This is a genomic window from Mesorhizobium sp. AR07, assembly GCF_024746815.1.
Taxonomy (GTDB): Bacteria; Pseudomonadota; Alphaproteobacteria; order Rhizobiales; family Rhizobiaceae; genus Mesorhizobium.
The window spans coordinates 2525142-2551675 of record NZ_CP080525.1 but is presented as its reverse complement, the minus strand read 5'-3'; the positions used below and the strand labels follow the sequence as shown (position 1 = coordinate 2551675).

Annotated in this window: 22 protein-coding genes and 1 pseudogene; 15 read left to right on the top strand and 8 right to left on the bottom strand. The window is 63.2% G+C overall.

The genetic code is table 11. The annotated features are described in order from the left end of the window. The first annotated feature begins 108 nt into the window (after positions 1-108). Positions 109-558 (top strand): GatB/YqeY domain-containing protein, encoded by a 450-nt coding sequence (locus tag BPNPMPFG_RS13110; protein ID WP_258595808.1) that lies wholly within the window; start codon positions 109-111, stop codon positions 556-558. A gap of 31 nt (positions 559-589) precedes the next feature. Here the strand turns inward: BPNPMPFG_RS13110 and BPNPMPFG_RS13105 are convergent, their stop codons facing one another. Further along, entirely contained in the window at positions 590-1588 is a 999-nt protein-coding gene (locus BPNPMPFG_RS13105) for a murein L,D-transpeptidase catalytic domain family protein (protein WP_258595806.1), read from the bottom strand. 221 nt (positions 1589-1809) lie between these two features. Between BPNPMPFG_RS13105 and BPNPMPFG_RS13100 the strand changes: the two genes are divergently transcribed. The 3 genes and pseudogenes from BPNPMPFG_RS13100 to BPNPMPFG_RS13090 all read left to right on the top strand — a co-directional run bounded on the left by BPNPMPFG_RS13100 (position 1810) and on the right by BPNPMPFG_RS13090 (position 4601). Then, complete coding sequence (locus BPNPMPFG_RS13100) at positions 1810-2718, top strand: AraC family transcriptional regulator (protein WP_258595805.1); 909 nt, start codon at positions 1810-1812, stop codon at positions 2716-2718. 126 nt (positions 2719-2844) lie between these two features. Further along, positions 2845-3588 (top strand): SDR family oxidoreductase, encoded by a 744-nt coding sequence (locus BPNPMPFG_RS13095; RefSeq protein WP_258595803.1) that lies wholly within the window; start codon positions 2845-2847, stop codon positions 3586-3588. Positions 3589-3887: 299 nt separating this feature from the next. Further along, a pseudogene (locus tag BPNPMPFG_RS13090) lies at positions 3888-4601 on the top strand (DNA helicase). Between the two features lie 25 nt (positions 4602-4626). Here the strand turns inward: BPNPMPFG_RS13090 and BPNPMPFG_RS13085 are convergent. Beyond that, positions 4627-5580, bottom strand: a complete 954-nt coding sequence (locus tag BPNPMPFG_RS13085; protein ID WP_258595801.1) for a hydrogen peroxide-inducible genes activator — start codon at positions 5578-5580, stop codon at positions 4627-4629. 331 nt (positions 5581-5911) lie between these two features. On the opposite strand from BPNPMPFG_RS13085, the gene katG reads away from it, so the two are divergent. Continuing rightward, positions 5912-8107: a catalase/peroxidase HPI gene (katG, locus tag BPNPMPFG_RS13080; protein WP_258595799.1), complete on the top strand. Its 2196-nt coding sequence runs from the start codon at positions 5912-5914 to the stop codon at positions 8105-8107. Between the two features lie 190 nt (positions 8108-8297). Further along, entirely contained in the window at positions 8298-8855 is a 558-nt protein-coding gene (locus BPNPMPFG_RS13075; protein WP_258595798.1) for a GNAT family N-acetyltransferase, read from the top strand. A gap of 265 nt (positions 8856-9120) precedes the next feature. On the opposite strand, the gene BPNPMPFG_RS13070 is transcribed toward BPNPMPFG_RS13075, so the two are convergent. After that, a complete protein-coding gene (locus BPNPMPFG_RS13070; protein WP_258596732.1) occupies positions 9121-9537 on the bottom strand; it encodes a MerR family transcriptional regulator in 417 nt (138 codons plus the stop codon). Between the two features lie 107 nt (positions 9538-9644). On the opposite strand from BPNPMPFG_RS13070, the gene BPNPMPFG_RS13065 reads away from it, so the two are divergent. Next, the gene (locus BPNPMPFG_RS13065; protein ID WP_258596731.1) at positions 9645-11873 is read left to right on the top strand and encodes a heavy metal translocating P-type ATPase; all 2229 of its coding nucleotides are present in this window, start codon (positions 9645-9647) and stop codon (positions 11871-11873) included. A 59-nt stretch (positions 11874-11932) separates the two neighbouring features. Here BPNPMPFG_RS13065 and BPNPMPFG_RS13060 read toward each other — a convergent pair whose 3' ends face one another. From BPNPMPFG_RS13060 to BPNPMPFG_RS13050, 3 genes are all read right to left on the bottom strand, one after another. Beyond that, positions 11933-13117, bottom strand: coding sequence for an MFS transporter (locus BPNPMPFG_RS13060; protein ID WP_258595797.1), 1185 nt, complete (start codon positions 13115-13117; stop codon positions 11933-11935). 101 nt (positions 13118-13218) lie between these two features. Further along, complete coding sequence (locus tag BPNPMPFG_RS13055) at positions 13219-13428, bottom strand: DUF2061 domain-containing protein (protein WP_258595795.1); 210 nt, start codon at positions 13426-13428, stop codon at positions 13219-13221. Positions 13429-13535: 107 nt separating this feature from the next. Next, the gene (locus tag BPNPMPFG_RS13050; RefSeq protein WP_258595794.1) at positions 13536-15200 is read right to left on the bottom strand and encodes a Na/Pi cotransporter family protein; all 1665 of its coding nucleotides are present in this window, start codon (positions 15198-15200) and stop codon (positions 13536-13538) included. 386 nt (positions 15201-15586) lie between these two features. Between BPNPMPFG_RS13050 and BPNPMPFG_RS13045 the strand changes: the two genes are divergently transcribed. The 5 genes from BPNPMPFG_RS13045 (at position 15587) to BPNPMPFG_RS13025 (ending at position 21591) form a co-directional block, all read left to right on the top strand. Next, the gene (locus BPNPMPFG_RS13045; protein WP_258595793.1) at positions 15587-15955 is read left to right on the top strand and encodes an RcnB family protein; all 369 of its coding nucleotides are present in this window, start codon (positions 15587-15589) and stop codon (positions 15953-15955) included. 152 nt (positions 15956-16107) lie between these two features. Next, positions 16108-18051: a DNA primase gene (gene dnaG / locus BPNPMPFG_RS13040; RefSeq protein ID WP_258595792.1), complete on the top strand. Its 1944-nt coding sequence runs from the start codon at positions 16108-16110 to the stop codon at positions 18049-18051. Between the two features lie 541 nt (positions 18052-18592). Then, positions 18593-20614, top strand: a complete 2022-nt coding sequence (gene rpoD / locus BPNPMPFG_RS13035; protein ID WP_258595791.1) for an RNA polymerase sigma factor RpoD — start codon at positions 18593-18595, stop codon at positions 20612-20614. 181 nt (positions 20615-20795) lie between these two features. After that, on the top strand, positions 20796-21089 hold the full coding sequence (locus BPNPMPFG_RS13030; protein ID WP_258595790.1) for a GYD domain-containing protein: 294 nt from the start codon (positions 20796-20798) through the stop codon (positions 21087-21089). Positions 21090-21222: 133 nt separating this feature from the next. Beyond that, a complete protein-coding gene (locus BPNPMPFG_RS13025) occupies positions 21223-21591 on the top strand; it encodes a thiol-disulfide oxidoreductase DCC family protein (RefSeq protein ID WP_258595788.1) in 369 nt (122 codons plus the stop codon). A gap of 171 nt (positions 21592-21762) precedes the next feature. Here the strand turns inward: BPNPMPFG_RS13025 and BPNPMPFG_RS13020 are convergent, their stop codons facing one another. Beyond that, entirely contained in the window at positions 21763-22641 is an 879-nt protein-coding gene (locus BPNPMPFG_RS13020; protein WP_258595787.1) for a patatin-like phospholipase family protein, read from the bottom strand. Between the two features lie 456 nt (positions 22642-23097). Between BPNPMPFG_RS13020 and BPNPMPFG_RS13015 the strand changes: the two genes are divergently transcribed. Beyond that, positions 23098-23781, top strand: coding sequence for a PadR family transcriptional regulator (locus BPNPMPFG_RS13015; protein WP_258595786.1), 684 nt, complete (start codon positions 23098-23100; stop codon positions 23779-23781). Between the two features lie 212 nt (positions 23782-23993). Here the strand turns inward: BPNPMPFG_RS13015 and BPNPMPFG_RS13010 are convergent, their stop codons facing one another. Beyond that, positions 23994-25469 carry a sulfotransferase family protein gene (locus BPNPMPFG_RS13010; RefSeq protein WP_258595785.1) on the bottom strand — a complete coding sequence of 492 codons (1476 nt, stop codon included), beginning with the start codon at positions 25467-25469 and terminating at the stop codon, positions 23994-23996. Between the two features lie 268 nt (positions 25470-25737). On the opposite strand from BPNPMPFG_RS13010, the gene BPNPMPFG_RS13005 reads away from it, so the two are divergent. Further along, entirely contained in the window at positions 25738-26049 is a 312-nt protein-coding gene (locus BPNPMPFG_RS13005; protein ID WP_258595784.1) for a hypothetical protein, read from the top strand. A 172-nt stretch (positions 26050-26221) separates the two neighbouring features. Continuing rightward, positions 26222-26515 (top strand): HlyU family transcriptional regulator, encoded by a 294-nt coding sequence (locus BPNPMPFG_RS13000; RefSeq protein ID WP_258595783.1) that lies wholly within the window; start codon positions 26222-26224, stop codon positions 26513-26515. Positions 26516-26534 lie beyond the last annotated feature (19 nt).

Genomic DNA, 26534 nt, shown 5'->3' with positions numbered 1-26534 from the left:
TATGGATTTATTTCATCGAACAATATCAGCTATTTGCCGCTCGCTTTCGAGATTTGCCTTGCGCATTCCCCGGCGCTATTGTCCGCGCCGATCGAAGGAGAAAGCACCATGCGTGGCAAAATCGCCGAATCCCTGAAGAGCGCGATGAAGGCGCAGGACAAGCACCGGCTGCCGACATTGCGGCTGATCCAGGCGGCCATCCATGATCGCGACATCCTCAATCGCGGTTCGGCCAAGGAGCCGGCCAGCGACGAGGAGATCCTGCAGATCCTGGCCAAGATGGTGAAGCAGCGCGAGGAATCGGCCAAGGCTTTCGACGACGGCAAGCGGCCGGAACTGGCGGCGCAGGAGCGCGGCGAAATGGAGATCATCCGCACCTTCCTGCCGACACAACTGGACGATGCCGCCATAACGGCCGCGGCGCGCGAGGCGATCTCGGCGACCGGGGCGTCCAGCCAGAAGGACATGGGCAAGGTGATCGCCGCGCTGAAGCAGAAATATGCCGGCCAGATGGATTTCGGCAAGGCAAGCGGCATCGTCAAGGGCCTGCTGGGATAGGGGCTTCTCTCGCCGAGATCGTCTCCGCCCCTCACGGCTCCTTGCAAATCGGCACCGGCTGTGGCGGCGGCGCCGGATGATCCTGTTTGTATTGAGCGATGATCGGCTCCAGGGTCTTTCGCGGCCAGAATTTCGGCGAGCCGATTTCCTTCAGGCACGATGCGTTCCAATAGAGTCCGCCGGATAGGGAATGACCGCTTGCCGCCGCTTTCGCGACCGCGGCGATGTCACGTGATTCAGGGTAGATATAGAGCGTCGTCGGATTGTCCTTCACCATCGAAATGATCTGTTGGGTATCCGTCGGCGACCAGCTGGTGCAGCCGTTGCTGCGGCCGCCGGCGTAGTCCACCAGCTTGCCAAACGGCACGTAACCGTCATGGTCGGCGTATGAACTGTTCGGGCTTTTGCGCAGGCACATGCCGCGCAGCACCTGTGCCGCGTGGCCGCCGATCACGCGCTGTCTGGCGTTCGCGGCTTCGCCTTCGCCGTCAAATTGTATGAATGTGCGCTGGAAAGCCACGTCCTGTTTCGCCCCGACGCGGTAGTAGCCTTTGAACGATGTTTTCGCCTCGCCGGTCATGTAGGCACCGCCGGCGGTCAATTCCGAATCCATGGCATTGCCGAAGTTCTTCGAGCACCGTCTTCCATTTGAAAAATCGACGACGCCCTTCAGGTTGCGGCCGCCGCCGTGACCCGACGAGATCGCGCGAAACGACTGGCTGGCTTCGCAGACGACGTAATAGCGGCGCCCGAGCACGCCATTGCCCAGATCGCCGGGGCGTGTCGCATCCATGGCGAAGTAACAAGGGTTCTTGACGGTGCCTTGCGCGACTTTTTTCAGGTAGAGCGCGCGTGCCCGCTCCAGGACAATTTGTGTGATCTGACCGTCGCCGTCGCCAACATGGGCCTGCAGCCAAGTGGGAACATCGGATGATTGTAGGGCGGCAAACGACCGGACCGATGCCGTCATGGCAATGACGGCGACGAAGAAGCCGATAACGATACCCAGAGGGATAAATCTCAACCGCACCGGTTCAATTCTCCCGTCGAAGCCATCTCGCGAATCCTTGCGGTATTGTATGCGCAACCAATCATAAAATGTCTCGCGGTACTCGGCGAAACACATCTTGTTTAGCATGCCGATAGCGGTCGTGTTGCGATCAACCCAGTGGACAAGTGCTGAACCAGCCTGGACACAGCGAAAGGACGTTTTATAATCTATTATCCCAGAATAATTATCGATCGTCTAAAATGGACCCCCTCAGTGACGTCATCGCCCTTCTGAAACCCAGCACGGCGATCTCCAAACCCATCAAGGGACGCGGCCGGTGGGGCGTGCGTTACGCCGCATACGATGCGCCCGGTTTCACGATAATCGTGGTGGGCGCGTGCTGGATCACGTTTGAGGGCCAGGATCCGGTCAAGTTCGAGAAAGGGGACTTCCTCCTCTTACCTTCCACACCGCCCTTCTCCCTCAGCAGCCATCCAGGAATCGACTGTGAGCTTCGGGCGCCGATGGACGTTGCCATCCAGCATGGCGACCGAGACGGGGAACCGGATTTTGTCGCGCTTGGAGGGACGTTCCGAATCGAGCCGGTCAATGCCGCGCTCTTGCTCGCGCTCCTTCCGAGCGTCATCCACGTGCCGGGATCGCAGGGTCGTGCCGGGAGGCTCGGCAAGGTTATCGAGCTCATCATGGAAGAATGCGAGAACGAAGATCCCGGCAAGGAGATGGTCTTACAGCGATTGCTCGAGGTTCTGCTCGTTGAAGCGCTCCGATGGCGTGGCATCGGTTCCGGCGTAGCCGGCCTGCTCCGCGGAATGCAGGACCCGGTGATCGCGCGCGTGCTTCGCACAATGCACGCGGATGTCCGGGCGGGCTGGACAGTCGCGGAACTCGCCAAGATTGCCGGGCTCTCGCGGTCGGCGTTCGCGGCCCGCTTTGTGGAAGTGCTCGGGTGCGGCCCGATCGAGTACCTGGCTCGCTGGCGCATGGCAATCGCGAAGGACGCCCTCATCCGAGGCTCGAAGACGTTGGACAAAATAGCGGATGAGATCGGCTACGAGTCCGCGAGCGCGTTCAGCACAGCCTTCAGAAAGCGGCTTGGTTGTTCTCCTGGAAAGTTCGCCCGCAGCGGCGGTGTTGGCGTGACCAGATGAGGCTGGCCCTTCACGGCGAAGCCTCTTCAAGTGTCCGCCGATACGCCGAACCGATCTGATATTGATTATAGATCGTCTGCGCCGGCAAGCCTACGAAGGGTTCACTGAAACCAAACGGAGGTTACCGTGCAAACGATCCTGATCACTGGTTGTTCTTCTGGCTATGGCCTGGAGACGGCGCGCCATTTCCTCACGAACGGGTGGACTGTCATCGCCACCATGCGGACGCCGCGAGAGGACATCCTGCCGCGCTCGGAGCGCTTACGAATCCTGCCCCTGGACGTCACCAAAGAGGAAAGCATCGCAGCGGCGGTCGAAGCCGCCGGTCCGATCGACGTTCTCGTGAACAATGCAGGCATCGGCGTCGTCGGCGCCTTTGAGGCGACACCCATGTCGCACATCCGCAAGGTCTTCGATACCAATACGCTTGGCGTGATGGCGATGGCACAGGCCGTGATTCCACAGATGCGCGAGCGCCGGTCCGGCGCGACCGTCAACGTCACCTCCAGCGTCACCCTCGCTGCAATGCCCCTGGCTGCGGCCTACACCGCCAGCAAGCAGGCTATCGAGGGCTTCACCGGATCGCTCGCTCACGAACTCGCCTATTTCGATATCCGCGCCAAGCTGGTCGAACCCGGATACGCGCCGACGACGCGGTTCTCGCAAAACACCTCGGTCCGCATCGAAGACCTGATCCCGCAAGCCTACGCCGATTTCGCGGCGCCGATATTCGCTGCCTTCGCCCAGCCGGCAATGATCACCAAGGAAACCGACGTCGCCGAAGCTGTCTGGGCCGCGGTCCACGACACTGACGGCCAACTCCGCTTTCCGGCCGGCCGGGATGCGGTTGCCTTGGCGAATGCCGGCTGAAGTCTCCCGGTCCCGCGTCGGGCGCGGCGCGGGATCGAAGGTATCCCTGACGGTTCTCTTCGCTCGGGTTTGGCCTGGGCCGTCGCCGTCAGGGCATCAGCGCGGACATACGCGATTTTCGACCCGCCGATTTTCGATCCGCGCGGATTGCGTTATGATTTGATTCTGGCGCGGCCCGCGCCTCCTCCCTCCATCGGGAAAGCATCATTCATGCCGGGCTAACCAATCATCGAACCGACTGTTCGAGCACCAGGCATAAGGAGGGGTTGCGAAAACTGCTCGCACCAGGAGGTTTTGCGATGAGACTGTCCGCGTCCATCTACCATCTGAAGCGTCAAGCCAGGCTCTTGTCCCGCGACGAGAAGATTCCGCTGCACGAGGCGCTTGGCCGTGTTGCAGCACAGGAAGGTTTCACCAGCTGGAGCCTGCTTGCGGCTAAGGCAACCGAGGCGGCGCCCGCCGGCAGGCTGTTTGCGCAATTGGCGCCCGGCGACCTGGTTCTGGTCGGCGCGCGCCCAGGCCACGGCAAGACGCTGATGAGCCTCGAACTCGCGGTCGAAGCCATGGAATCCGGCGATCGCGGCGTGTTCTTCACGCTGGAGTATACGGAGAAGGACGTGCTCGACCGGTTTCGCGCCATCGGCGCGGAGCCGGCACAGTTCAACGACCGGTTCGTGTTCGACAATTCCGACGCGATCAGCGCCGACTATATCGTCAAGACGTTGGGCTCGGCGCAGCGCGGCACGCTGGTGGTCATCGATTATCTGCAACTGCTCGATCAGAAGCGGGAAAATCCCGACCTGATGGCGTAGGTCCGCACGCTCAAGGCCTTCGCGCGCGACAGGGGATTGATCCTCGTCTTCATCTCGCAGATCGATCGGTCATACGATCCGGCGAACAAGCCGGTTCCCGATATCCGTGACGTCCGGTTGCCGAACCCGCTGGATCTGTCCCTGTTCAACAAGACCTGTTTTCTGAACAAGGGCGAAATCCGGTTTCAGGCGGCGAGCTGACAGCCCGGTCCGATGGGGGCAGTCCTTATTGGGCGGCTGCCGTCAGGTTCAGGAGGTGCGCAATCGGTGCCGGATTGTGTTGCGCCCGCAACGTGTCGGCCGACTGACGAACGACTTCGGAAATCCGCAGCAGCTGTTTGGCGATTGGGCTGGTCTTGCGCCAGACCATGCCGATCGTCCGCGACGGCTGCGGGCTCCTGAAGCGTGCGATGGAGACCGACGCCGAGCGTGTTTCCACCGGCACGGCCATTTCCGGGATCAAGGTGACGCCGATGCCGGCGCTGACCATCTGGACCAGCGTCGACAGCGAGCTGCCGTCCAGCAACTCGCGCGGCCGTGCCGAATGCATGTTGCAGAAGGACAGTGCCTGGTCGCGGAAGCAATGGCCCTCTTCCAGCAGAAGCAGCCGCATTTCACGCAGCATCTCGCGATTGGGCACTGGCTTTCCCTCGTCTTCGCCGGGCCGGACCAGCACGAAGTTCTCGGCAAACAGCACGATTTCCGTCAGCGACGGTTCGGACACTGGAAGGGCGACGATGGCCGCGTCGAGCCGGCCATCCGCCAGTTCCTGGATCAGCTTCTGCGTCTGCGTCTCGCGCACGTGGATATCGATGCCGTCATGCATGCGGGAAAGATTGCCGATGATGGCAGGCAAGAGGTAGGGCGCGACCGTCGGGATCACGCCGATGCGCAGCCGTCCCACCAGCCTGTCGCGCGAGGCGCGCGCAAGGTCGCTCAGCTCATCCACCGAACGCAGGATGTCGCGGACGCGCAAGGCAAACTCCTCGCCAAAGTTGGTCAGCCGGATTTGCCGCGCGCCTCTTTCGAACAGCTCGGTGCCCAGCGCTTCTTCCAACTCCTTGATCTGCACGGAGATGGCCGGCTGTGAGATTGCACAGGCGTCCGCCGCGCGTCCGAAATGCTTGTGCCGTGCCAGCGCCTCGAAATAGCGAAGCTGTTTCAATGTCATGTTGGTCATAACCGCATCTTATCGCTGCAATCAGGAAATCCAACTTAATTTAATCGGGCGACTTTGCTACAAGGTCTGAAAGGGAGTTGAGAGTCAGCCGATGCCACAGCCGCACAGCGCCGTGTTTTCTGGCGGGGCGAATGCGTGGTTTGGCCGGTGCTGGCACCTGTCTTTTTGCATCAGGAGCCTTGTCCAAGGTGAGCCCGCGGCAGTAGGACATCGACATACTCGGCATCTGGGCATCGGGACATGAAGGCGTCTTCAAGGGCGTTCATGATCCTCGACGCCGCAGTTCAACCAACGCAGCCACGATTAACGTAAGCCACGATCGGAGAGAAAGATGGACGCAAACACGGACGACAACAGCAAGGGCAAATGCCCGGTCGTGCATACCGCCGTTGGCAGGGTCAACCGCGACTGGTGGCCGAATCAGCTCAATGTCCAGATCCTCCACCAGCAGTCGCCGCTGTCCGATCCAATGGGCGAGGCGTTCGACTATGCCGAGGAATTCAAGAACCTCGATCTCGATGCCGTGATCAAGGACCTGCATGCGCTGATGACGGACTCGCAGGAGTGGTGGCCGGCCGATTTCGGCCATTACGGGCCGCTGTTCATCCGCATGGCGTGGCACAGCGCCGGCACCTATCGCATCGCCGACGGCCGTGGCGGCGCCGGGGCCGGCCAGCAGCGTTTCGCGCCGCTGAACAGCTGGCCGGACAATGTCAACCTCGACAAGGCCCGCCGGCTGTTGTGGCCGATCAAGCAGAAATACGGCCGCAGGATCTCCTGGGCCGACCTTCTGATCCTGACCGGTAACGTCGCGCTGGAATCGATGGGCTTCAAGACCTTCGGTTTCGCCGGCGGCCGCGCCGATGTGTGGGAGCCCGAGGAAGACATCTATTGGGGCCCGGAAGGCAAGTGGCTGGCCGACGAGCGCTACAGCGGCGACCGCGATCTCCAGGATCCGCTCGGTGCCGTGCAGATGGGCCTGATCTACGTCAACCCGGAAGGACCGAACGGCAAGCCTGATCCGCTGGCCTCGGCGCGCGATATCAGAGACACGTTCGCGCGTATGGCCATGAATGACGAGGAGACCGTCGCGCTCATCGCCGGCGGCCACACCTTCGGCAAGACCCATGGTGCGGGCGACGCGTCGCTGGTCGGCGTGGAGCCGGAAGGCGCCGATATCGAGCAGCAGGGCCTTGGCTGGGCAAGCAAGTTCGGCACCGGCAAGGGTGGCGACGCGATCGGCAGCGGCCTGGAAGTGACCTGGACGACGACGCCGGCGAAATGGAGCAACAACTTCTTCGACAATCTGTTCGGCTTCGAATGGGAGCTGACCAAGAGCCCGGCCGGGGCGCACCAGTGGACGCCGAAGGGCGGCGCCGGCGCCGGCACCGTGCCGGATGCGCACAATTCGGACAAGCGCCACGCGCCCTCAATGCTGACAACCGACCTCGCTTTGCGGTTCGATCCTTCCTACGAGACGATCTCGCGGCGTTTCCATGAGAATCCGGATCAGTTCGCCGACGCGTTCGCGCGCGCCTGGTACAAGCTGACCCACCGCGACATGGGTCCGCTCGTGCGCTATCTCGGCCCGTTGGTTCCCAAGGAAGAACTGCCCTGGCAGGACGTCATTCCTGCGGTCGATCATGTGCTGATCGACGAAGAGGACGCCGCGGCACTGAAGGCCGAGATTCTGGCCTCCGGCCTTTCGGTGTCGCAGCTGGTCTCGGCGGCATGGGCGTCGGCCTCGACCTTCCGTGGTTCCGACAAGCGCGGTGGCGCCAATGGCGCGCGCATTCGCCTGGCGCCGCAGAAGGACTGGGCCGTCAACCAGCCGGCGGAGCTCGCCAAGGTGGTCGACAGGCTCGAAGCGATCCAGAAGGCGTTCAATGCGTCGCAGACCGGCAACAAGAAGGTCTCGCTTGCCGATTTGATCGTTCTCGGTGGCGGTGCTGCCGTCGAGAAGGCGGCGAAGGACGCTGGCCATGGCGTGGACGTTCCCTTCTGGCCGGGACGCATGGATGCCTCGCAGGAGCAGACCGACATCCACTCCTTCGCGCCGCTGGAACCGACCGTCGACGGCTTCCGCAACTATGTCAGCGGCAAGCAGCGGCTGACCGTCGAGGAAGCGCTGGTCGACCGCGCGCAACTGCTGACGCTGACGGCGCCGGAGATGACGGTTCTCGTCGGTGGCCTGCGTGTTCTCGGCGGCAATGCCGGGCAGTCGAAGCACGGTGTGTTCACCAAGCAGCCGGAAACGCTGAGCAACGATTTCTTCGTCAACCTGCTCGACATGGGTACGGAGTGGAAGGCGACCTCGGACGCCAAGGACGTGTTCGAAGGCCGCGACCGCAAGACCGGCGAAGTCAAGTGGACCGGCACCCGCGCCGACCTCATCTTCGGCTCGCACTCGCAGCTGCGCGCGCTGGCCGAAGTCTATGCGACGGCGGATTCCAAGGCGAAATTCGCCAGGGATTTCGTGGTGGCATGGACCAAGGTGATGAACGCCGACCGTTTCGACATCGCCTGATCGACAAGTGCACTCTGGCGCGGCTGAAGATCGCCGCGTCGGAGCATCGCTCCTCCCGACGACAAAAGAACCAGGGCCGCATTTCCAGTGATGGGAACGCGGCCTTGTCGCAAGAGGCCGCAGCCGGTGGACCCGTGTCTTCCCGGGCAATGCTGATATTTTATCTGCGTCGCTTCTCCGCTGGTGCAACATGGTCGAAATCGTCAAACCCGCGCTCGAACATTTGCCGTCCTACAAGGCGGCGCTCGAACGCGGCTGGTCGCCGGACAATGTGCGGCTCGAGCAAGCGACGCGCGAGCAGCTTGCCGCGATCGAAGAGGATCCGGCGGCTTTCCTTGCCAGCCTCGACGATCCCGAAGCCAAGGGCGGCCCTATCACCTTGCCCGACGGCGGAAAGGTGCCGCGCCTGCCGGGCTTCCGCCGCTGGATCTGGGACGGCCAGGCATCGGGCTCGATCGGCTTGCGCTGGCAGAAGGGTACGGCGGCTCTGCCGTCGCATGTGCTCGGCCATATCGGCTACGCGGTGGTGCCGTGGAAGCGGCGGCGCGGCTACGCCACCGAGGCGCTGCGGCTGATGCTGGACGAGGCGAGGGCGGTCGGCCTTCCCTATGTCGAGATCACCGCCAAGCCGGGCAATCCGGCGTCGCACAAGGTGATCCTGGCCAATGGCGGCAAGCTCGTCGAGCGCTTCTTCGAGGACGCGGCCTATGGCGGGGTGGAGAGCCTGCGGTTCCGGATCGAGCTGTAGGGCTCCGGTCAAACTGTTCCTCGCCCCCGCAAAGCGGGGGAGAGGTGGCTCGGCGGAGCCGAGACGGAGAGGGGGAATCGCGCCCGCCGTGGCCAGCCGAAGCAATCAAAGGGCTTTCTTGTCGATATGGTGCTTTGCGAAGCCCTCTCTCCGGCCGCTTCGCGGCCACCTCTCCCCACTTCGTGGGGGCGAGGAACCAAAGCCTTGCAGCCGTAGGCAAGGTAAGCCTTCCGTCCTCGCAGCCAGGAGCTAGCCTGACCCATCCTCACCCGTGCTCGTCGGCGCACAGCGCGTGGTCGGACAGGGCGCGGATGACGTAGCAGTCGCCGACCGTCTTGCCGTCGCAGCAGGAGGCGATGCGTTCGAGTTCGGCCTCCAGCCGCTTCAACTGGGCAATCTTCTCTCGCACGGAAGTCAGTTGCTCCCCGGCGATCCGGTCGGCGTGGCCGCAGGGCTGCTCGGGATGACCGCTCAATTCGATCAGCGAGCGGATGTCCTCGACGGCAAAGCCGAGGTCGCGGGCATGGCGGACGAAGGCCAGCCGCTCCAGCTCCTGCCTGCCATAGCGGCGCTGGTTGCCTTCCGAGCGCTCGGGCGCGGCCACCAGGCCCATCTGCTCGTAGTAGCGGATGGTTGGCACCTTGACCCCGGTGCGACGGGAAAGATCACCGATCGAAAACATCATTTTGCCTCTTGAAGCTCTAGTGACTAGAGAAATTACAGTGTCTGGCATCAGGGTTCAAGACCCGTGCGGCGGTACGGCGCGGGCAAGACAGACAAGGTGATATGATGACGACTCCCCTCAAGCAGACGCGGTTCAAGATCGGCGGCATGGACTGCGCTTCCTGCGCGGCCAAGATCGACACGGCGGTGCGCCGTCTCGACGGCGTCGCCGACGTTTCGGTCTCGGTGACCGGCGCCAGCATGACGGTCAGTCATGGTGGCGCGCTGCCGGAAGACAAGGTGCTTCAGCAGGTGGCGAGGCTGGGCTACGGCATCGTCAAGGCGGAGGCGCGCACAGCGCCGGTGTCGGGCAAGACGCACGCTGATCACGACCACCATGACCATGAAGGGCATGAAGGCCACGATCATGGTCGCGAACGACCTGCCAGACAAACAGCCGAAGCCACCCATCTCCACAGCGATGCCGAGCCGGGGCAGGCGTGGTGGCGCACCCGCCGCGCGGCGCTGACGCTGACTTGCGCGGCGGCACTTCTTGCCGCCTACGGCATCGGCCATCTGTTCCCGGCGGCCGAGCGATGGGTTTTCCTGGCCGCGCTGCTGGTCGGACTGGTGCCGATCGCCCGGCGTGCGCTGATGGCGGCACTGGCCGGCACGCCGTTCTCGATCGAGATGCTGATGACCATTGCCGCCGCCGGCGCGGTGATGATCGGCGCCACGGAAGAAGCCGCTGCCGTGGTGGTGCTGTTTCTGATCGGCGAAATGCTGGAAGGCGTCGCCGCCGGCCGCGCACGGGCCAGCATCCAGGGTCTTGCCGACCTGGTGCCGAAGACAGCGCTTGTCGAGCGCGCCGGCGGCACGGTCGAAGTCCCTGCCGAAAGCCTTGCGGTCGGCGACGTGATCGTGGTGCGGCCAGGCGATCGGATTCCGGCCGACGGCGAGATCGTCGAGGGGTCGAGCGATATCGACGAGGCGCCGGTGACCGGCGAGAGCATTCCGAAGCGCAAGGGGATCGCGGAAGGTGTCTTCGCCGGCACGATCAGCACCGACGGCGTGCTCAAGGTGCGGGTGACGGCGGCGGCCTCCGACAACACCATCGCCCGGGTGGTGCGGCTGGTGGAGGAGGCACAGGAGGCCAAGGCGCCGACCGAGCGTTTCATCGATCGCTTCTCGCGCAGCTACACACCGGCAGTGCTGGCGGTCGGTGCGCTGGTGGCGCTGCTGCCGCCGCTTGTCGCTGGCGGCGACCGGAGCGAATGGATCTACAAAGGCCTGGCGATCCTGTTGATCGGATGCCCCTGCGCGCTGGTCATCTCGACCCCGGCGGCGATCGCCGCGGGCCTGGCGACCGGTGCGCGGCGCGGCCTGCTGATGAAGGGGGGTGCTGTGCTGGAAGGCTTTCGCCGGATCACCGCGGTCGCCTTCGACAAGACCGGCACGCTGACCGCGGGCAAGCCTGACGTCACCGATATCGTGGCGTATGGGCGCGACGAGCGCACCGTGCTGGCGCTGTCGGCAGCACTGGAACAAGGCTCCAGCCATCCACTGGCGGTGGCGATCCTGGCCAAGGCCCAGGCCGAGAAGGCACCGGTGCCGCCTGCCTTGGCCGCCAAAGCGATCTCAGGCAAGGGCGTCGAGGGCAGCGTCGGTGGTGTCGCGGTGTTCCTCGGTTCCGGCCAGGCGGCGGCTGAACGTGCCGTGATGACCGAAGCGCAGCGCCTTGCCATCGACAGCCTCAACGGCCAGGGCAAGACCGTCTCGGTGCTGGTGGCCGATGGCGTGGTGGCGGGGCTGATCGCCATGCGCGACGAGCCGCGGCCGGATGCGGCAGCCGGTATCATGGCGCTGAAGGCGCAGGGCATCCGCGCGGTGATGCTGACCGGCGACAACCGCCGCACGGCTGACGCGATTGCCGCTTCGCTCGGCATCGAGGCGCGGGCGGAGCTGTTGCCTCAGGACAAGCAGCGCATCGTCGGCGAGTTGCAGCGCGAGGGGCTGAAGGTGGCCAAGGTCGGCGACGGCATCAACGACGCGCCGGCGCTCGCCGCCGCCGATATCGGCATCGCCATGGGCGGCGGCACTGATGTGGCCTTGGAGACGGCCGATGCGGCGATCCTGCATGGCCGGGTCATGGATGTCGCACGCATGGTGCGGCTGTCGCGGGCGGTGATGGCCAACATCGGCCAGAACATCACCGTGGCACTCGGGCTGAAGGCGGTGTTCCTGGTCACCACCATTGCCGGCATCACCGGCCTGTGGCCGGCGATCCTGGCCGATACCGGCGCCACCGTGCTGGTCACCGCCAACGCCATGCGCCTGCTGCGCTGGCGCGGGTGAAGTTATTTGCTTGATCACGATTTTCCGGAAAACCGGCGCCCACTTTTCCGGATCGTGGTCTACTCGGCAGGGGCCGTCAGCGGCGGCGTGGCGTTGCTGCGCCCTTCCCAGACATAAGAGGCGAGCGCCACGGCGACGGCGACCAGCATGGCGATGGCGCCAAGCAGCGGCAGGCTGCGATAGCCATAGCCGCCATTGAGCATCGCGGCGCCCAGCGATGCGGCAAGCGCGATGCCGACATTGAAGCCGGACGGGATGAGCGACGAGGCAAGGTTCGATGCATCGGCGGTCCAGGCCAGGATGCGGGTCTGGATCGGCGTGCCGATGGCGAAGTTGAGACCGCCCCAGACGACGATCGCCACGATCATCGGCACGGGGTAGGGGCTGACGGCATAGATCACCGCCAGCGTCACCGCCTGCAGGGCCAGCATGGTGATCAGCGACGGCATCAGCTTCCAGTCGGAGAGCTTGCCGCCGAGGAAGACGCCGAGCGTGGCGCCGACGCCATTGAGCAGCAGCACCCACGGCACCAGGCTTTCATCAAGGCCAGTGACCTCCAGCAATGTCGGCGTGATGTAGGTGAACAGGCCGAACTGGCCGATCATCAGCATCAGCATCAGGATCAGCGAGGTCCAGACCTGCTGGCGGGCCAGCACGCGGACCTCGCGAGCCAGGCCGACGGGCTTGGCCTGATATCCCGTGGTGCGCGGCAGAAGCGCCGCCATGGCAAGCGTTGCCGCCACACCCAGCGCGCACATCACCCAGAAGGTCGCGCGCCAGCCCCAGATGTTGCCGATCGCGGTGCCGGCCGGCACGCCGATGACGTTGGAGACGGTGAGACCGGACAGGATCACCGCGACCGCCATGCCGCGCTGGTCCTCGCGCACGAGGCCGACCGCAACCACCATGGCGACGCCGAAATAGGCGCCATGGGCTATCGCCACGGCGATGCGCAGCAGCAGCATCGAGGTGAAGTCTGGCGCCAGCGCGCAGGCCGCCTGGCCGATGGTGAAGGCGACGGCAAGGCCGAGCAGCAGGGTCTTGCGCGACAGCGACTTGGTGGCGAGCGCCAGCAGCGGACCGCCGACGGCGATGCCGCAGGCGTAGCCGGAGACGAGATAGCCGGCCGATGGCACCGAAACGCCAAGCCCTTCGGCCACCTGCGGCAGCACGCCGGCGATGACGAATTCGGTGGTGCCGAAAGCGAAGGCGGCAATGAACAGGGCGATGAGCGGAAGCGACATGGGGAAGGCCCTAGCTGGAACGGCCTCAAACCACGGATGAGGGCTCGGGGCAATCCAGAAATTGTTGGCGCCGGTTTAGGTTTTCTTGAGTGGGGAGGGCGTTAGAGCGGCGTCTTGCGACCGTAGGGAATTCGCAGCCACGCCCGCTCGTGCAGATAGTAGAGCAGCGACTTGGTGACGACCTCGGTCATGCCGATGGTCGCAGCGAGCTTGATGCTTCCGGTCACGATCAGCGAAATGATCATCGTGTCGATGCTGCCGGTCACGCGCCAGGACAGCGCCTTGGCAAAACTGCGCGAATGGGTGTCCATCGGTTTCCTCCGAAAGTCTGGGCCAACCGACCCTTATCCCGACTGGTGGAAACAGAGCAAAGGTATTTTGCCGCCGAAACGAGGACGATGTGTGGTGGCGCTGTGAATCAGCTCGCCTTCAGCCTCGATCCGGTGAGCAGGCCGCGTTCTTCCAGCACCGGATAGGCCATCGACGCCAGCAGCGAGTTGATCTGCTTCAGGTCGCGGATGGTATCGAGATGGATCGAGCTGGTCTCGACGCTCTTGGCGGTGCCGTCGCGCAGCCGCACGAAATGGCTGGCGCTGGTTTCCTTTTCGCGGTCGCGCAGCTGGTCCTTTTCCAGCACCAGCTGGCGGGCGGTTTCCGGGTCGCGCGACACCAGCACGTTGAAGGCAAGCCGCGCATTGGCAAGCACCGAGCTGTGGAAGGCGAACAACTCGCTCCAGCCCTCGTCGGTGAATTCCAGCCCACGCTCGAACTTCTTCTTCACATGCACCAGCATGTTGCGAACGATGATGTCGCCGACCTGCTCCAGCTTGACGCAGGCGCCGATCAGTTCCTGGCAGCGCAGCGCCTCGTCCTCGGTCAGCGGGTTCCTGGTCAGCTTGGCCAGATAGAGCTTGATCGCCGCATGTTTCCTGTCGACGCGGTCGTCGAGTGCCGCCAGCGCCTTGATCTTGTCGGCGTCGGCGCTCTCATAGAGCTCGATGATGCGCTTGAGCATGATCTCGACGGTCTCGCAGACCCGCACCACCTCGCGCGTGGCATTGGCCAATGCCTGGCTGGGCACGTCCAGCGCGCTTTCGTTGAGCGCGGAGAGCTCGACGACGTCGAGCGATGCGGCCGGCACGGGTTTGGTGCCGAGCGCCACGATCTTTTCGGAAGCGCGGTAGACGAAACCGGCCAGCGGCAAGCCGGCGAGCAGGATCAGCACATTGAACAGGATGTGGGCGTTGACGATCTGGTCCGCCGCCGTCGCGCCGAGAAAGGCGACATGCGGCCTGAAGGTCATGAACAGGATCAGCATGACCAGCGAGCCAAGCCCGCGCATCAAGAGGTTGCCGATCGGTACGACGCGCACTTCGGGTCCGGCCGAGCGGGTCAGCATCGGCGCGATGATCGACGACCCGAGATTGACGCCGAGGATGAGGACGACGCCGAGTTCGGGGCTGATCAGGCCACGGCCGGCCAGCGTCGCCATCAGCAGGACCGCCGCGATGCTCGACTGGAACAGCCAGGTGATCAGCGCCGCCAGCAGATAGGCGGTGATGGAATCGCCGGAGAAGTAATTGATGATGACCGGCATGAGTTGGCTGTTGCGCAGCGGCTCCGATGCCTGGCCGATCATTTCCAGCGACAGGATCAAAAGGCCGATGCCGACCAGGATGCGGCCGGACTGGCGCCAGTCGCGCCGCTCGGTGGCCATGAACATCACCGTGCCGGTGATCAGGCAGAGCGGCACAAGCAGGGTGAGATCGAAGGTCAGCAGCTTGACCACCAGTGCCGAGCCGATCTCGGCGCCGCGCACGGCAAGCTGGCCGGCTGCGCCCGAGACGATGCCGGAGCCGGCGAAAGAGCCGACCAGCAGCGTGACGGCGGTGGAGCTCTGCAGGGCGATGGCGAGGCCGGTGCCGGCCAGCACCGCCATGATCGGATTGCGCATGGTGGCGCGCAATTTATGGCGCAGCACGTCGCCATAGGCGCGTTCGACGCCGGTCTTCACCATGCGGGTGGCAAACAGCATCAGCGCCACGGCACCGGCCAGATGCAGAAGGACGACGGAACCGCTCATGTCGCCGCCCGCATGCGAACAGCGCGCGCGACGCGAACAGCGCGGCGATCGGTGGGGAAGACGGGGGTGCGAATCATGTTCATGGCAGTGACCGGTAACGACAGGAATACTTTAGCCGGATAATAAAAATTTGTCGATTTCAAGGGCCGTTGCGGCGCGACAGGCGGTGTCGGAAAATGGACGGACGCGCAAATGGCTGCATTGCCAGGCCGCTGTGGCAGGGCGGATCGCGCGTGTTGCCGCGCGCTTGGCCGCGGTCTTCGCGATGATGTTCAATTCCCTAGGGTAAACGAAGGAATTCATTAAACAACTGTAATACAGGCGTTCAGTTTCAGTTCATCGCTGGGCCACTATTCCTTGGACATCGACAACCAAGGAGACTTCTTATGAAACGCATTGTCCTTTCCGCCCTCGCTTTCTCGATGCTGGCCGCCACCTCACTCACCGGCCAGGCCGCGCCGATGAATGCACCGAACGCTCCGCAGTCGAACTACAGCCAGGTCGACTGGCAGAAGCCCGGCAAGCATGACGACGTGAGGAAGCGCGTCGCGAAGAAGAAGGTCGTCGTGAAGCGCAGCCATTGGCGCAATGGCCAGAAATATTCCAGCTGGAAGCGTCACCAGCCGATCCGCGACTATGGCCGCTATGGCCTGCATCGTCCCGGCCGCGGTCAGGAATGGATCCGCGTCGGCAACGACTATGTGCTGGTGAGCGTCCTGTCGGGCATCATCTTCGGCGCCATCGCCGCGCAGTAAATCCTGGCCGGACCAGCAACCATGCTGGAATTTGACAGGAGGCGGCCCGCAACGGCCGCCTCCTTTTTGCCCTGTGGAAACCGGGTATGGTCCGCATTAGGGGTCGTCGGACTTCGCCGGCATGATTATATGGTGGGGAAACGAGTTCCCCGATGCGCTTTCCGCCCGCCTTCCTCGACGAGATCCGCGACCGCGTGCCGATTTCATCGGTCATCGGCCAGCGCGTCGCGTGGGACAGGAAGAAGACCAACGCGCCGCGCGGCGACTATTGGGCCTGCTGCCCGTTCCATGGCGAGAAGAGCCCGTCCTTCCACTGCGAGGACAAGAAGGGCCGCTACCATTGTTTCGGCTGCTCGGTCTCGGGAGATCATTTCAAGTTCCTTACCGAACTCGACGGCATGAGCTTTCCCGAGGCGGTCGAGAAGATCGCCGACATGGCCGGCGTGCCGATGCCGGTTCGCGATGCGCAGGAGGAGCGGCGCGAAAAGGAACGCGCCAGCCTGACCGATGTCATGGAGATGGCGACCGCCTTTTTCCAGGAACGACTGCAAGGGCCGGAGGGCGCGAAAGCCCGCGCTTATCTGCGCGACCGCGGGCTGACGCCGGCGACGCAGCAATCGTTCCGGCTCGGCTTCGCGCCCGACAGCCGCAACGCGCTGAAAGAGCATCTCGCGGCCAAGGGCGTCCCGAAGGCTGATATCGAGGCCTGCGGGCTGGTGCGCCACGGCGACGACATTCCGGTTTCCTATGACTGGTTCCGCGACCGCATCATGTTCCCGATCCCGGATTCGCGCGGCAAGATCATCGCCTTTGGCGGCCGCGCGCTGGCACCCGACGCACTAGCCAAATACATGAACTCGCCCGACACCGAGCTCTTCCACAAGGGCAACGTGCTCTATAATTTCGCACGTGCCCGCAAGGCATTGGCCAAGGGCGGCACGGTCATCGCCGTCGAAGGCTATATGGACGTGATCGCGCTGGCGCAGGCCGGCTTCGAGAACGTCGTGGCGCCGCTCGGCACCGCGCTCACCGAAAACCAGCTCGAACTGTTGTGGCGCATGGCCCCTGAACCGATGCTGTGCTTCGATGGCGACAAGGCCGGGCTGAAGGCGGCATGGCGCGCCGCCGACATGGCGCTGCCGTCGGTGCAGGCCGGGCGCTCGGCGCGCTTCGCGCTGCTGCCCGAGGGCAAGGACCCCGACGACCTGGTCAAGGCCGAAGGGCCGGATGCGTTCCGGATCGTGCTGGCCGAGGCGCGGCCGCTGGCCGATCTGCTGTGGATGCGCGAGACGGCGGGTGGCGTCTTCGACACGCCGGAGCGGCGGGCTGAGCTCGAAAAGACGCTGCGCGAGCTGACCAGCCGCATTCGCGATGAACGCCTGCGCTATCACTATCAACAGGAGATGCGCGAGCGCGTGCTGAGCTTCTTCGGCAACCAGCGCAGTTCGCGCCAAGGTCGGCAAGATGGGAGCAGGCCGGGCGATCGCGGCCAGGGAAAGGCCGCGCCCGGCGGACAGTTCGCCAAGCCCGGCGGTGGCCGCATCGCCATCACCGAAAGCCTCGGCCAGTCGGCGCTGGTCAAGCGCGGCGGCGAGATGATGTCGATGCGCGAAGCGACGATCATCGTAGCCCTGGTCAACCACCCGGCGCTGATCGACGAGAATTTCGCCCATATCGAGTTTCTCGATCTCGCCAACTCCGATCTGAGGCGGCTGCACGGCGCCATCCTCGACGCGATGGCGCATGACATGGCCAATGACCGCCAGGCCGTTATCTCGACGATCGAGCGCGCCGGCTGCGCCGAGATATGGGAGCGTGCGGTCGGGCTGATCCGGCGCATGCGGCATTGGCCGGCGCTGGAGACCGCCGCGCTCGAGGATGCCCGCGACGCTTTCAGCCAGGCGTTGCACTTGCAGCGCAGCGCGCGCACCTTACATAAGGAACTGAAACAGGCGGAAGCGGCGCTCGCCACCGATCCCACAGACGAAAACTATCGGCACCTGATCGAAATTCAGGCGCAATTTCAGGATGTACAGGCGACGGAAGCGCTGATCGAAGGATTTGGCGTGTCCTCGGGCAGGGCCGGGCGGGCTTAAAGCATGATCCCGAAAAGTGGGAACCGGTTTTCTCGGACAAACGGAAACCGTTTGTCCAGAGATCATGCTTCCACCAAAAGAAAGACAGAGCCCTTGCCGGCCGATAGGGGCGGGACGGGCTCGGTGAGAGAGTGAAACGTGAAAGCGTTGTTGCGCGTCCAATCGGCGCGTGGCGGGCTAAGTCGGGTAATTGATTCGCTTTTTTAAGGCGAATCATGCGAGAGGCGCTTGACCTTCTGGCAGAATGGCGGAATCAGGACGATTCGAAACGTTAACCCGCACCCGCGTCGACGGGAAATAAGCGATGTGAGGTACTGGTCACTGGACAGGCAGGCTGCCTGCCACAGATATCAGGGTTAATCTGGACTTAATGCATGTCGCCCAAAAGTGGAAACGGTTTTGGGACAACGACATGCACCAACAAACGAGTTGATGCAGTTACTGGCCCGGTGAAGCGCGTTTCCTAAGCGAGCGCATCCGATTTGACTGGTCCGACAGCTTAAGCGGCTTGATGTTCGGCCGCTAGGAGAAGATAAAGACTATGGCGACAAAGGAAAAGGAAGAGGTCGAAACCGAACGCGAAGGCGCCACCGATGGGCCTCTGCTCGACCTTTCCGATGATGCTGTCAAGAAGATGATCAAGGCCGCCAAGAAGCGCGGCTATGTCACCATGGACGAGCTGAATTCGGTGCTGCCCTCCGAGGAAGTGACCTCCGAGCAGATCGAGGACACGATGGCGATGCTGTCCGACATGGGCATCAACGTGGTCGAGGACGACGAGCAGGGCGAGGAGCCCGAGGCCGCCGACACCGCCGCCGACGCCGAGGAAGACGCCAACGAGCTGGCCGAGCAGACCGGCACCGCGGTTGCCGCCACCACCACCAAGAAAGAGCCGACCGATCGTACCGACGATCCGGTGCGCATGTATCTGCGCGAGATGGGCTCGGTCGAGCTTCTGTCGCGCGAGGGCGAAATCGCCATCGCCAAGCGCATCGAGGCTGGCCGCGAGACGATGATCGCGGGCCTGTGCGAAAGCCCGCTGACCTTCCAGGCCATCATCATCTGGCGCGACGAGCTCAACGAATCGAAGATCCTGCTGCGCGAGATCATCGATCTGGAAGCCACTTATGCCGGCCCCGAGGCCAAGCAGGCGCCGGTGGTCGAGCGCATCGAGGAAGCCAAGGTCGAGGAAAAGCCGCGCCGTTCGCGCGACGAGGAAGAAGACATCACCAATGTCGGCGTCGATACGCGCGGGTTGGTCGATGACGACGAGGAAGACGAGGACGAGGCGAGCCTGTCGCTGGCGGCGATGGAAGCCGAATTGCGCCCGCAGGTGATGGAGACGCTCGACGTCATCGCCGACACCTACAAGAAGCTGCGCAAGCTGCAGGACCAGCAGGTCGAGAACCGGCTGGCCGCCGCCGGTACGCTGTCGCCCAGCCAGGACCGCCGGCTGAAAGAGCTGAAGGACCAGCTGATCAAGGCGGTGAAGTCGCTGTCGCTCAACACGGCGCGCATCGAGGCGCTGGTCGAGCAGCTCTACGACATCAACAAGCGCCTGGTGCAGAACGAAGGCAAGCTGCTGAGGCTGGCCGAAAGCTACGGCGTGCGCCGCGAGGAGTTCCTGAAGGAATATCAGGGCTCGGAGCTCGATCCGAACTGGACGCGCGCGATCGGCAATTTGACCTCGCGCGGCTGGAAGGAATTCACCAAGAACGAGAAGGACGCCATCCGCGACCTGCGCGCCGAGATCCAGCATCTGGCCACCGAAACGGCGATCTCGATCCTGGAATTCCGCAAGATCGTCAACCAGGTGCAGAAGGGTGAGCGCGAAGCCGCGATCGCCAAGAAGGAAATGGTCGAGGCCAATCTGCGCCTCGTCATCTCTATCGCCAAGAAATACACCAATCGCGGCCTGCAGTTCCTCGACCTGATCCAGGAAGGCAATATCGGCCTGATGAAGGCGGTCGACAAATTCGAATACCGCCGCGGCTACAAGTTCTCGACCTACGCGACATGGTGGATCCGCCAGGCGATCACCCGTTCGATCGCCGACCAGGCGCGCACCATCCGCATTCCGGTGCACATGATCGAGACGATCAACAAGATCGTGCGCACCTCGCGCCAGATGCTGCACGAGATCGGCCGCGAGCCGACGCCGGAAGAGCTGGCCGAAAAGCTCGCCATGCCACTCGAAAAAGTGCGCAAGGTGCTGAAGATCGCCAAGGAGCCGATCTCGCTCGAAACGCCGGTCGGCGACGAGGAGGATTCGCATCTGGGCGATTTCATCGAGGACAAGATGGCGATCCTGCCGATCGACGCCGCGATCCAGGCCAATCTGCGCGAAACCACGACGCGCGTGCTGGCCTCGCTGACGCCGCGCGAGGAGCGCGTGCTGCGCATGCGCTTCGGCATCGGCATGAACACCGACCATACGCTGGAAGAGGTCGGCCAGCAGTTCTCGGTTACCCGCGAGCGTATTCGTCAGATCGAGGCCAAGGCGCTCAGGAAGCTGAAGCATCCGAGCCGCAGCCGCAAGCTGAGGAGCTTCCTCGACAGCTGAGGCTTACCGATTGCAAGAGATCAAGGGCGCCGCGTTGGCGCCCTTTTTCGTTCATGGCACGCTCTTGCGGCTCGTATCTTTCGGGAGGATAATTTCGTGTCGGATGCATTTTCTGGGCGACAAACCCGGACGCCCGCCCCGGCGAAGCCGCCGTGCTCCGTGGCCCGGAGGGAGGTGTGCCATGACAAGCTACATCGTGCTGATGAACTGGACGGAGCAGGGCGCCAGAAATGTGCGTGATTCACCGAAGCGGCTCGACGCCGCCAGGAAGCAGCTGGGAGACATGGGTGGATCGTTCAAGGCATTCTACCTGACCATGGGTGAATACGACATGGTGGCGGTGGTCGAGGCGCCCGACGACGCGGTCCTGGCTCGCTTCTCGCTGATGCTGGCGGCGAGCGGCAATGTCAGGACGCGGACGCTGAAAGCCTTCCCCGAATTCGCCTACCGCGAGATCATCACCTCGCTCGGATAGTCACTGTAGTGAAAGGGGCCGGACCGGCTGGTCTGAGACGTTCTCGTTTGCGCACAACTGATCGAGCGCCGTCTTGACGGCGCTCGATCGTCCGTGGTCCTTCGGATTGCATTTTCAACCAAGTGCCGGGGCTATGCTGATCGTTTGGTACAACACGCGCTGTCCGGTTTGCGATGCCGGCATCAGCCGGCAAAAGCGGCGGCTGATCGAAGCGATCAAGACCGGGCGGATCGAGTTTCGCGACATCAACTTTGAACCGTCAGCACTTGCCGGATTTGGCGCATCCCTGGAAGACATCCGTCGCCGGCTGCACGCCACCGATGCGGACGGCCGACTGCTGGTCGGCGCCGATGTCGCGATTGCCGTCTGGCACGCAACGCCGGGCGAGGGCTGGCTGGCGATGGTGTTCGGCAATCCGGTTGCCTTGCCGCTGACGCGTTTTGGCTACGACCGTTTCGCCGACCTGCTCTACGCCTGGAACCGGCGCAAGAGCCGCTGGTAGCGGCTGATCCGCCGCTCAGAACTTGAATCGGGATGCGGTCCCATCTTCCTGATTGAGCATGACTTTTCCGAAGCCGGTTCTCGTTTTGCTTCCAGAGCGGTTCACCGTTTCACGGAGACGCCGAACCGACCTATCTCCTTGTTCAGACGCAATTCCGGACGGAAAACCGTTTCACACTTTCCCGGAATGATGCGAATGGGCGCGTAGCTGATCGGGAACCACGCGCGCCGACAAGCCACCGGCCTCGATCCAGGCCAGCGTCGATGTTTCGGCGTCGTCGATCAGCGCGGCGGTGTGGGTGAAGTCATAAGCCGATCCCGCCAACGGACACAGTGACGGCACGATCGCGTAGTCGATGTCGCTCGCCAACGTGTCCAGTTCCCGAACCAACTGCCTGGCGATCAGCAGTGTCAACGCATGCAGGCCATTGGCGACCGCCCCTCGCGGCGGCGTGTCCAGATTGCAGGCAAAACCAGTCGGCAGCACGATCAGGCGGCGCGCGCCAAGGCCAACGGCGACGCGGACCGGAGTGTTAGAAGTGACGGCACCGTCGATCAGGAACCGGTCGCCGATGCTCACCGGTGCAAACGCCACCGGAATGGCGCAACTGGCGGCTATCGCATCGGCCGCGTTGCCCTGTGACAAAATCACTGCCTCGCCGGAAAAGAGATCGGTGGCGATGATGTGGATCGGGATCGGCGCATCCTCGAGATCGCGATAGGGCAGGTTGCGTTCGATGAGATTGCGAATGCCGTGCGAGGCGGAGAGGAAATCCCGCCGTGCCGCGAAGCCCAGCATCGACCGCCAACTGACCGGAAAGACATCATTGCGGGTAATGCCGCGCCAAAGGGTTTCCAGCCGCGCCATGTTTTCGACCGTGGCGGCGGCGGCGTAATAGGCGCCATTGATGGCGCCGACGCTGGAACCGACGACGAAGTCGGCGGTGACGCCGACCGCGACCAACGCCTTCAGCATGCCGACCTGCACGGCACCGAAGCTACCGCCTCCCGCCAGCACCAGCGCCGTCCTGCGATCTGTTCCTGACGGCATGGCGCCACCTCGCTCCGGTCCCATCATGGGAGCCTTGCTTGGGCTTCGCACCGCAGGCTTTGTTTGTTTCCGGCGTCGGCGGGACCGCACGCGATTGTGAACAGGCGTGGTTCATTACGAGAAGGGGAAGCCCGGATCCGACACCCAGAGTGCGCAGGCAGCTTCCCGCGCTGATGTCTTGCAGCCATTTTGGGCGTTCCCTGACGTGTTAGGTCCGTCGCATTGGCATCCATTCGCCGGTGACCGGCGGAATGCCGGGAAAGACCGGGTTGGATGCCTTGTTTGAGGTCAGACGCTTACGGAGCAGCCGTGGCGCTCGCGGGCCTTCGAGCGGCACGTTCCGACGAAAGCAAGCCCCTGGCGTCGAACTCAGATATATCGTAAGATATATCTTGACTCTGCGGCCATGTGCGCCTAATTAAGATATATCGTAAGATAGAACTCAAGGAGCAATCAATGCACAAGCACAATCATTTTGGGCACAATCATTTCGGCGAGCGCATGTTCATGCACATGGCCGGCAAGTTTGGTGGCCGTGGCGGCGGCTTTGGTCCGTTCGGGCACGGTGGTCGTGGCGGCGGGCGCGGTGGCCCGGGCGACATGTTCCGCGCCGGGCGCATGCTGGCCGACGGCGACCTCAAGCTGATCACGCTGTCGCTGCTGGCCGAGGCGCCACGCCACGGCTACGACATCATCAAGGCGCTGGAAGAGCGCACCAGCGGCATCTACAGCCCCAGCCCGGGCGTGATCTACCCGACGCTGACCTTCCTGGAAGAGGCAGGCTATGCCGTGTCATCGAGCGAAGGCAACAAGAAGGTGTTTTCGATCACCGAGGCCGGGCAGGCGCATCTCGCCGACAACCGCGAGATGATCGACGGCGTGCTCGACCATCTCGAGCGCTTCGGCCGCAAGATGGCCAAGGCGCGCGACTGGTTCGGCTGGAACGACGAAAGCGATGAGGGCGGGCGTCGTGGCGGTCGTGGTGGCCGTTCGGAAGCGCGCGATGAATTCCGCGCCGTCCGACACCGGCTGCGCGCGGCTCTGGGTGACTTCGTCGATGCCCCGGCCGACAAGCAGGCCGAGGCGATCGCCATTCTCGAAGCAGCCGCCGAGGCACTGGAAGCGCTGTCGCAGCGCTGATCTCGTGGCGCCGCGCGTCTCCTGAGCACGCAAACGTCTCTTGAGGCGCGCAACACACAGGCAAAAAAGCCTGGGATCCCTCTGGGAGACCCGGGCTTTTTTCGTCTTCCTGATCCGCTTTTCGTTGCGCGGTCTTTTCCATCTTGGCGTGATGTCGGCCGGAGGCGCTCGTCGGTGCGGAGCTTGACCGGGTTCGCCAGGCTGCGGGGTGATCAGCGGATGGACAGCGTTTTTATCCACCGTATAGGTGCCGTCACCCGCCAACTGCTCGACGCGAGCAGGGCCTCGCGCTCGCGCAGAAGGCCATCGCGCTCGGCGATCAAGCTGTCTTGGGCTGCCGCGAGATTGTTCCGGTCATTGATCAGATGGTTGTGGGCCTGGGCATGCGCGTCACGCTCGGCACTCAGATTGTGATGGGCCTGGGCATGCGCGTCACGCTCGGCACTCAGATTGTGATGGGCCTGGGCAAGCGCGTCGCGCTCGGCACTCAGATTGTGATGGGCCTGGGCAAGCGCGTCGCGCTCGGCACTCAGATTGTGGTGGGCTTGAGCGAGCGCGTCACGCTCGGCGCGCAGGTTGTTGTGGGCCTGGGCAAGCCCATCCCGCTCGGCAACCAGGGCGTCATGGGCGCCGGCGAGGGCATCACGTTCGGCCGCCAGGCCGATAACTTCCATGGACCGCTGCTCCAAAAAGCTCGCAAGGTTCGAATTCTCTTGACGGACCCGCTCCGTCTCGGCGTCACGCGCACTGAGTTCACCACGCAATCGCGCAACCGCCAATTCCTCCGTTATTATGGCCGTCCCAAATGTTTCGCAGCCTTCATTGAATTTCGTTCGCACAAGGTCCAACCGATCAAGCAAATCCTTGTTTTCACCGTCGTCAACGATGGCGGTCAGAATCTCGTAGGTCTCGCGGACCAATGACGTAACATCCGGATGGTTCCGCATGTCCTCGAGCGTGGACCTTTCATGGTAAAGGTCCGTCGTCAAAAATTGCTCGATCTTGATGCCCGCGCGGTCTGACAAAGCTGGCCAGACGACACCGGTTTTTTCCGCCGCACGGTCCATATGATTTCGCCAGTCGATCAGAAGTCCTTCATATGGCAGGAAGTATCGCGGCATGTGTCGCGAATGATATTCGGCTTCGAGCACGTGCCCAAGCCACAACAGAAGTGACTTCGGCAGCGCGATGTTATCTCGCCGCCGCAGCGAATATGCGACCTCAAGAGGATTGCGCACCGGCAGAAAAGCGACAGGGCTGATATTCAACTCGGCCAAGATCGAGGAGATGAACGGAACAAATCGGCATATCCGCGGGTCTTTGATGACGATCAATGGCTCGTCGCCAAACTCGTCGACGAGCAGCTCTTTTATCTTTTGACGATGCGGTTCTGCTGCCTTCGAGTGAACCCTTTCCTGATCGAGTCGACGCCAGTCAAGCCAGTAAGAGCCTGCCGATAGGAGCAGTTCGTCGTGCGCGGCGACAAGGGGCAGACTCTCGAACAATCCGCGTGGATTGGAGGCATGTGGGGACATCAAGGTTTTCGGCCCGGCTGCTCCCAATGCGTTGACCACGCCGCCGAGCGCCGAGGTTCCGCTTCGATGCATTCCCAAGACAAGGATGGCCTGACGCTTCGGCGACGATGGTAACTCGGCTGTCTTGGCTATCGTCTGAAGGGGCTTCTGCATTCTGGTCCTGGCAAGGGTCTATGGGCATAAATCAAGGGCGGGCGAAAACGTCAATTCTGGGAATCGTGACCCAAGGCCCCTGTGTTCTCGCGCGAAAGTGATACGGCTTGACGCGAAGAGCGCGAGAACAGGCGCGCGACCTGGCGAAGCTGCTCGGGTTTGTGACAGCCTGACCAGGGATGAGGCTGCGTTTGTGTCCGGTTTTGGCTTTTGAGAGCGGCTTTCGAAACGTTTGAAGGCTTGCAGGTAATCGGCAAGCAAAGTTAAAATGCGCAATGAGTATGGCGCGACGGACCGTTGCCTTGGTTCAAATGCCACGTCGGCTTATCGGGGTAAAGCTCTGTCGGAATCAATTCCAGTCGCGGGACTTTGGAACGGCCTTCCTGGCGCGGAGGCCGAGGAACGCGTCGCCGGCAAGGTGTACTATCTCGCTGTCCTCGACCGCCTGCATCGCGATCTGCACCCCTCGCATTACCTTGAAATCGGGATTCGTCTGGGACGAAGCCTCGCGCTCGCCCGCGGCAAGGCGACCGCGGGCGAGTGGGTCTCGCGCCGACAGGCTTGCGTGGCCGGAGCGTGAAAGCGGCGATAGCGCGAGGCATCCCCCGCCGCTGTCGGCGGATCGATCTTCCGGTCGCCGTCTTCATCAGAGGGCTGGAACGCGGCGGCACATTCGCGCATGCTGGGGCAACAGCGTCGTGAATCGCGAACAGGGCAGGCCGCGATCGCAGGGCAACAGGGAGATTTGAGCGATGTCTTTTCTAAAACGCCTTTTCGGCGGCGGCGATGCCGAGGTGGGCGAGCCAAAAAGTGCGGCCCCAGCCAAGCAGGTCGAGCACAAGGGTTTTCTGATCAGCGCCACGCCTTACAAGACAGAAGGCCAGTACCAGACCTGCGGCGTCGTCTCCAAGGAGATCGACGGCGTGGTGAAGGAGCACAAATTCATCCGCGCCGACCGCTTCGCCGGGCTCGACGACGCCATAGACATCTCGATCAAGAAGGGCATCCAGCTGGTCGACGAGCAGGGCGAGCGGATATTCGGGTAGGGCGGTGTCGGCCAGGTTC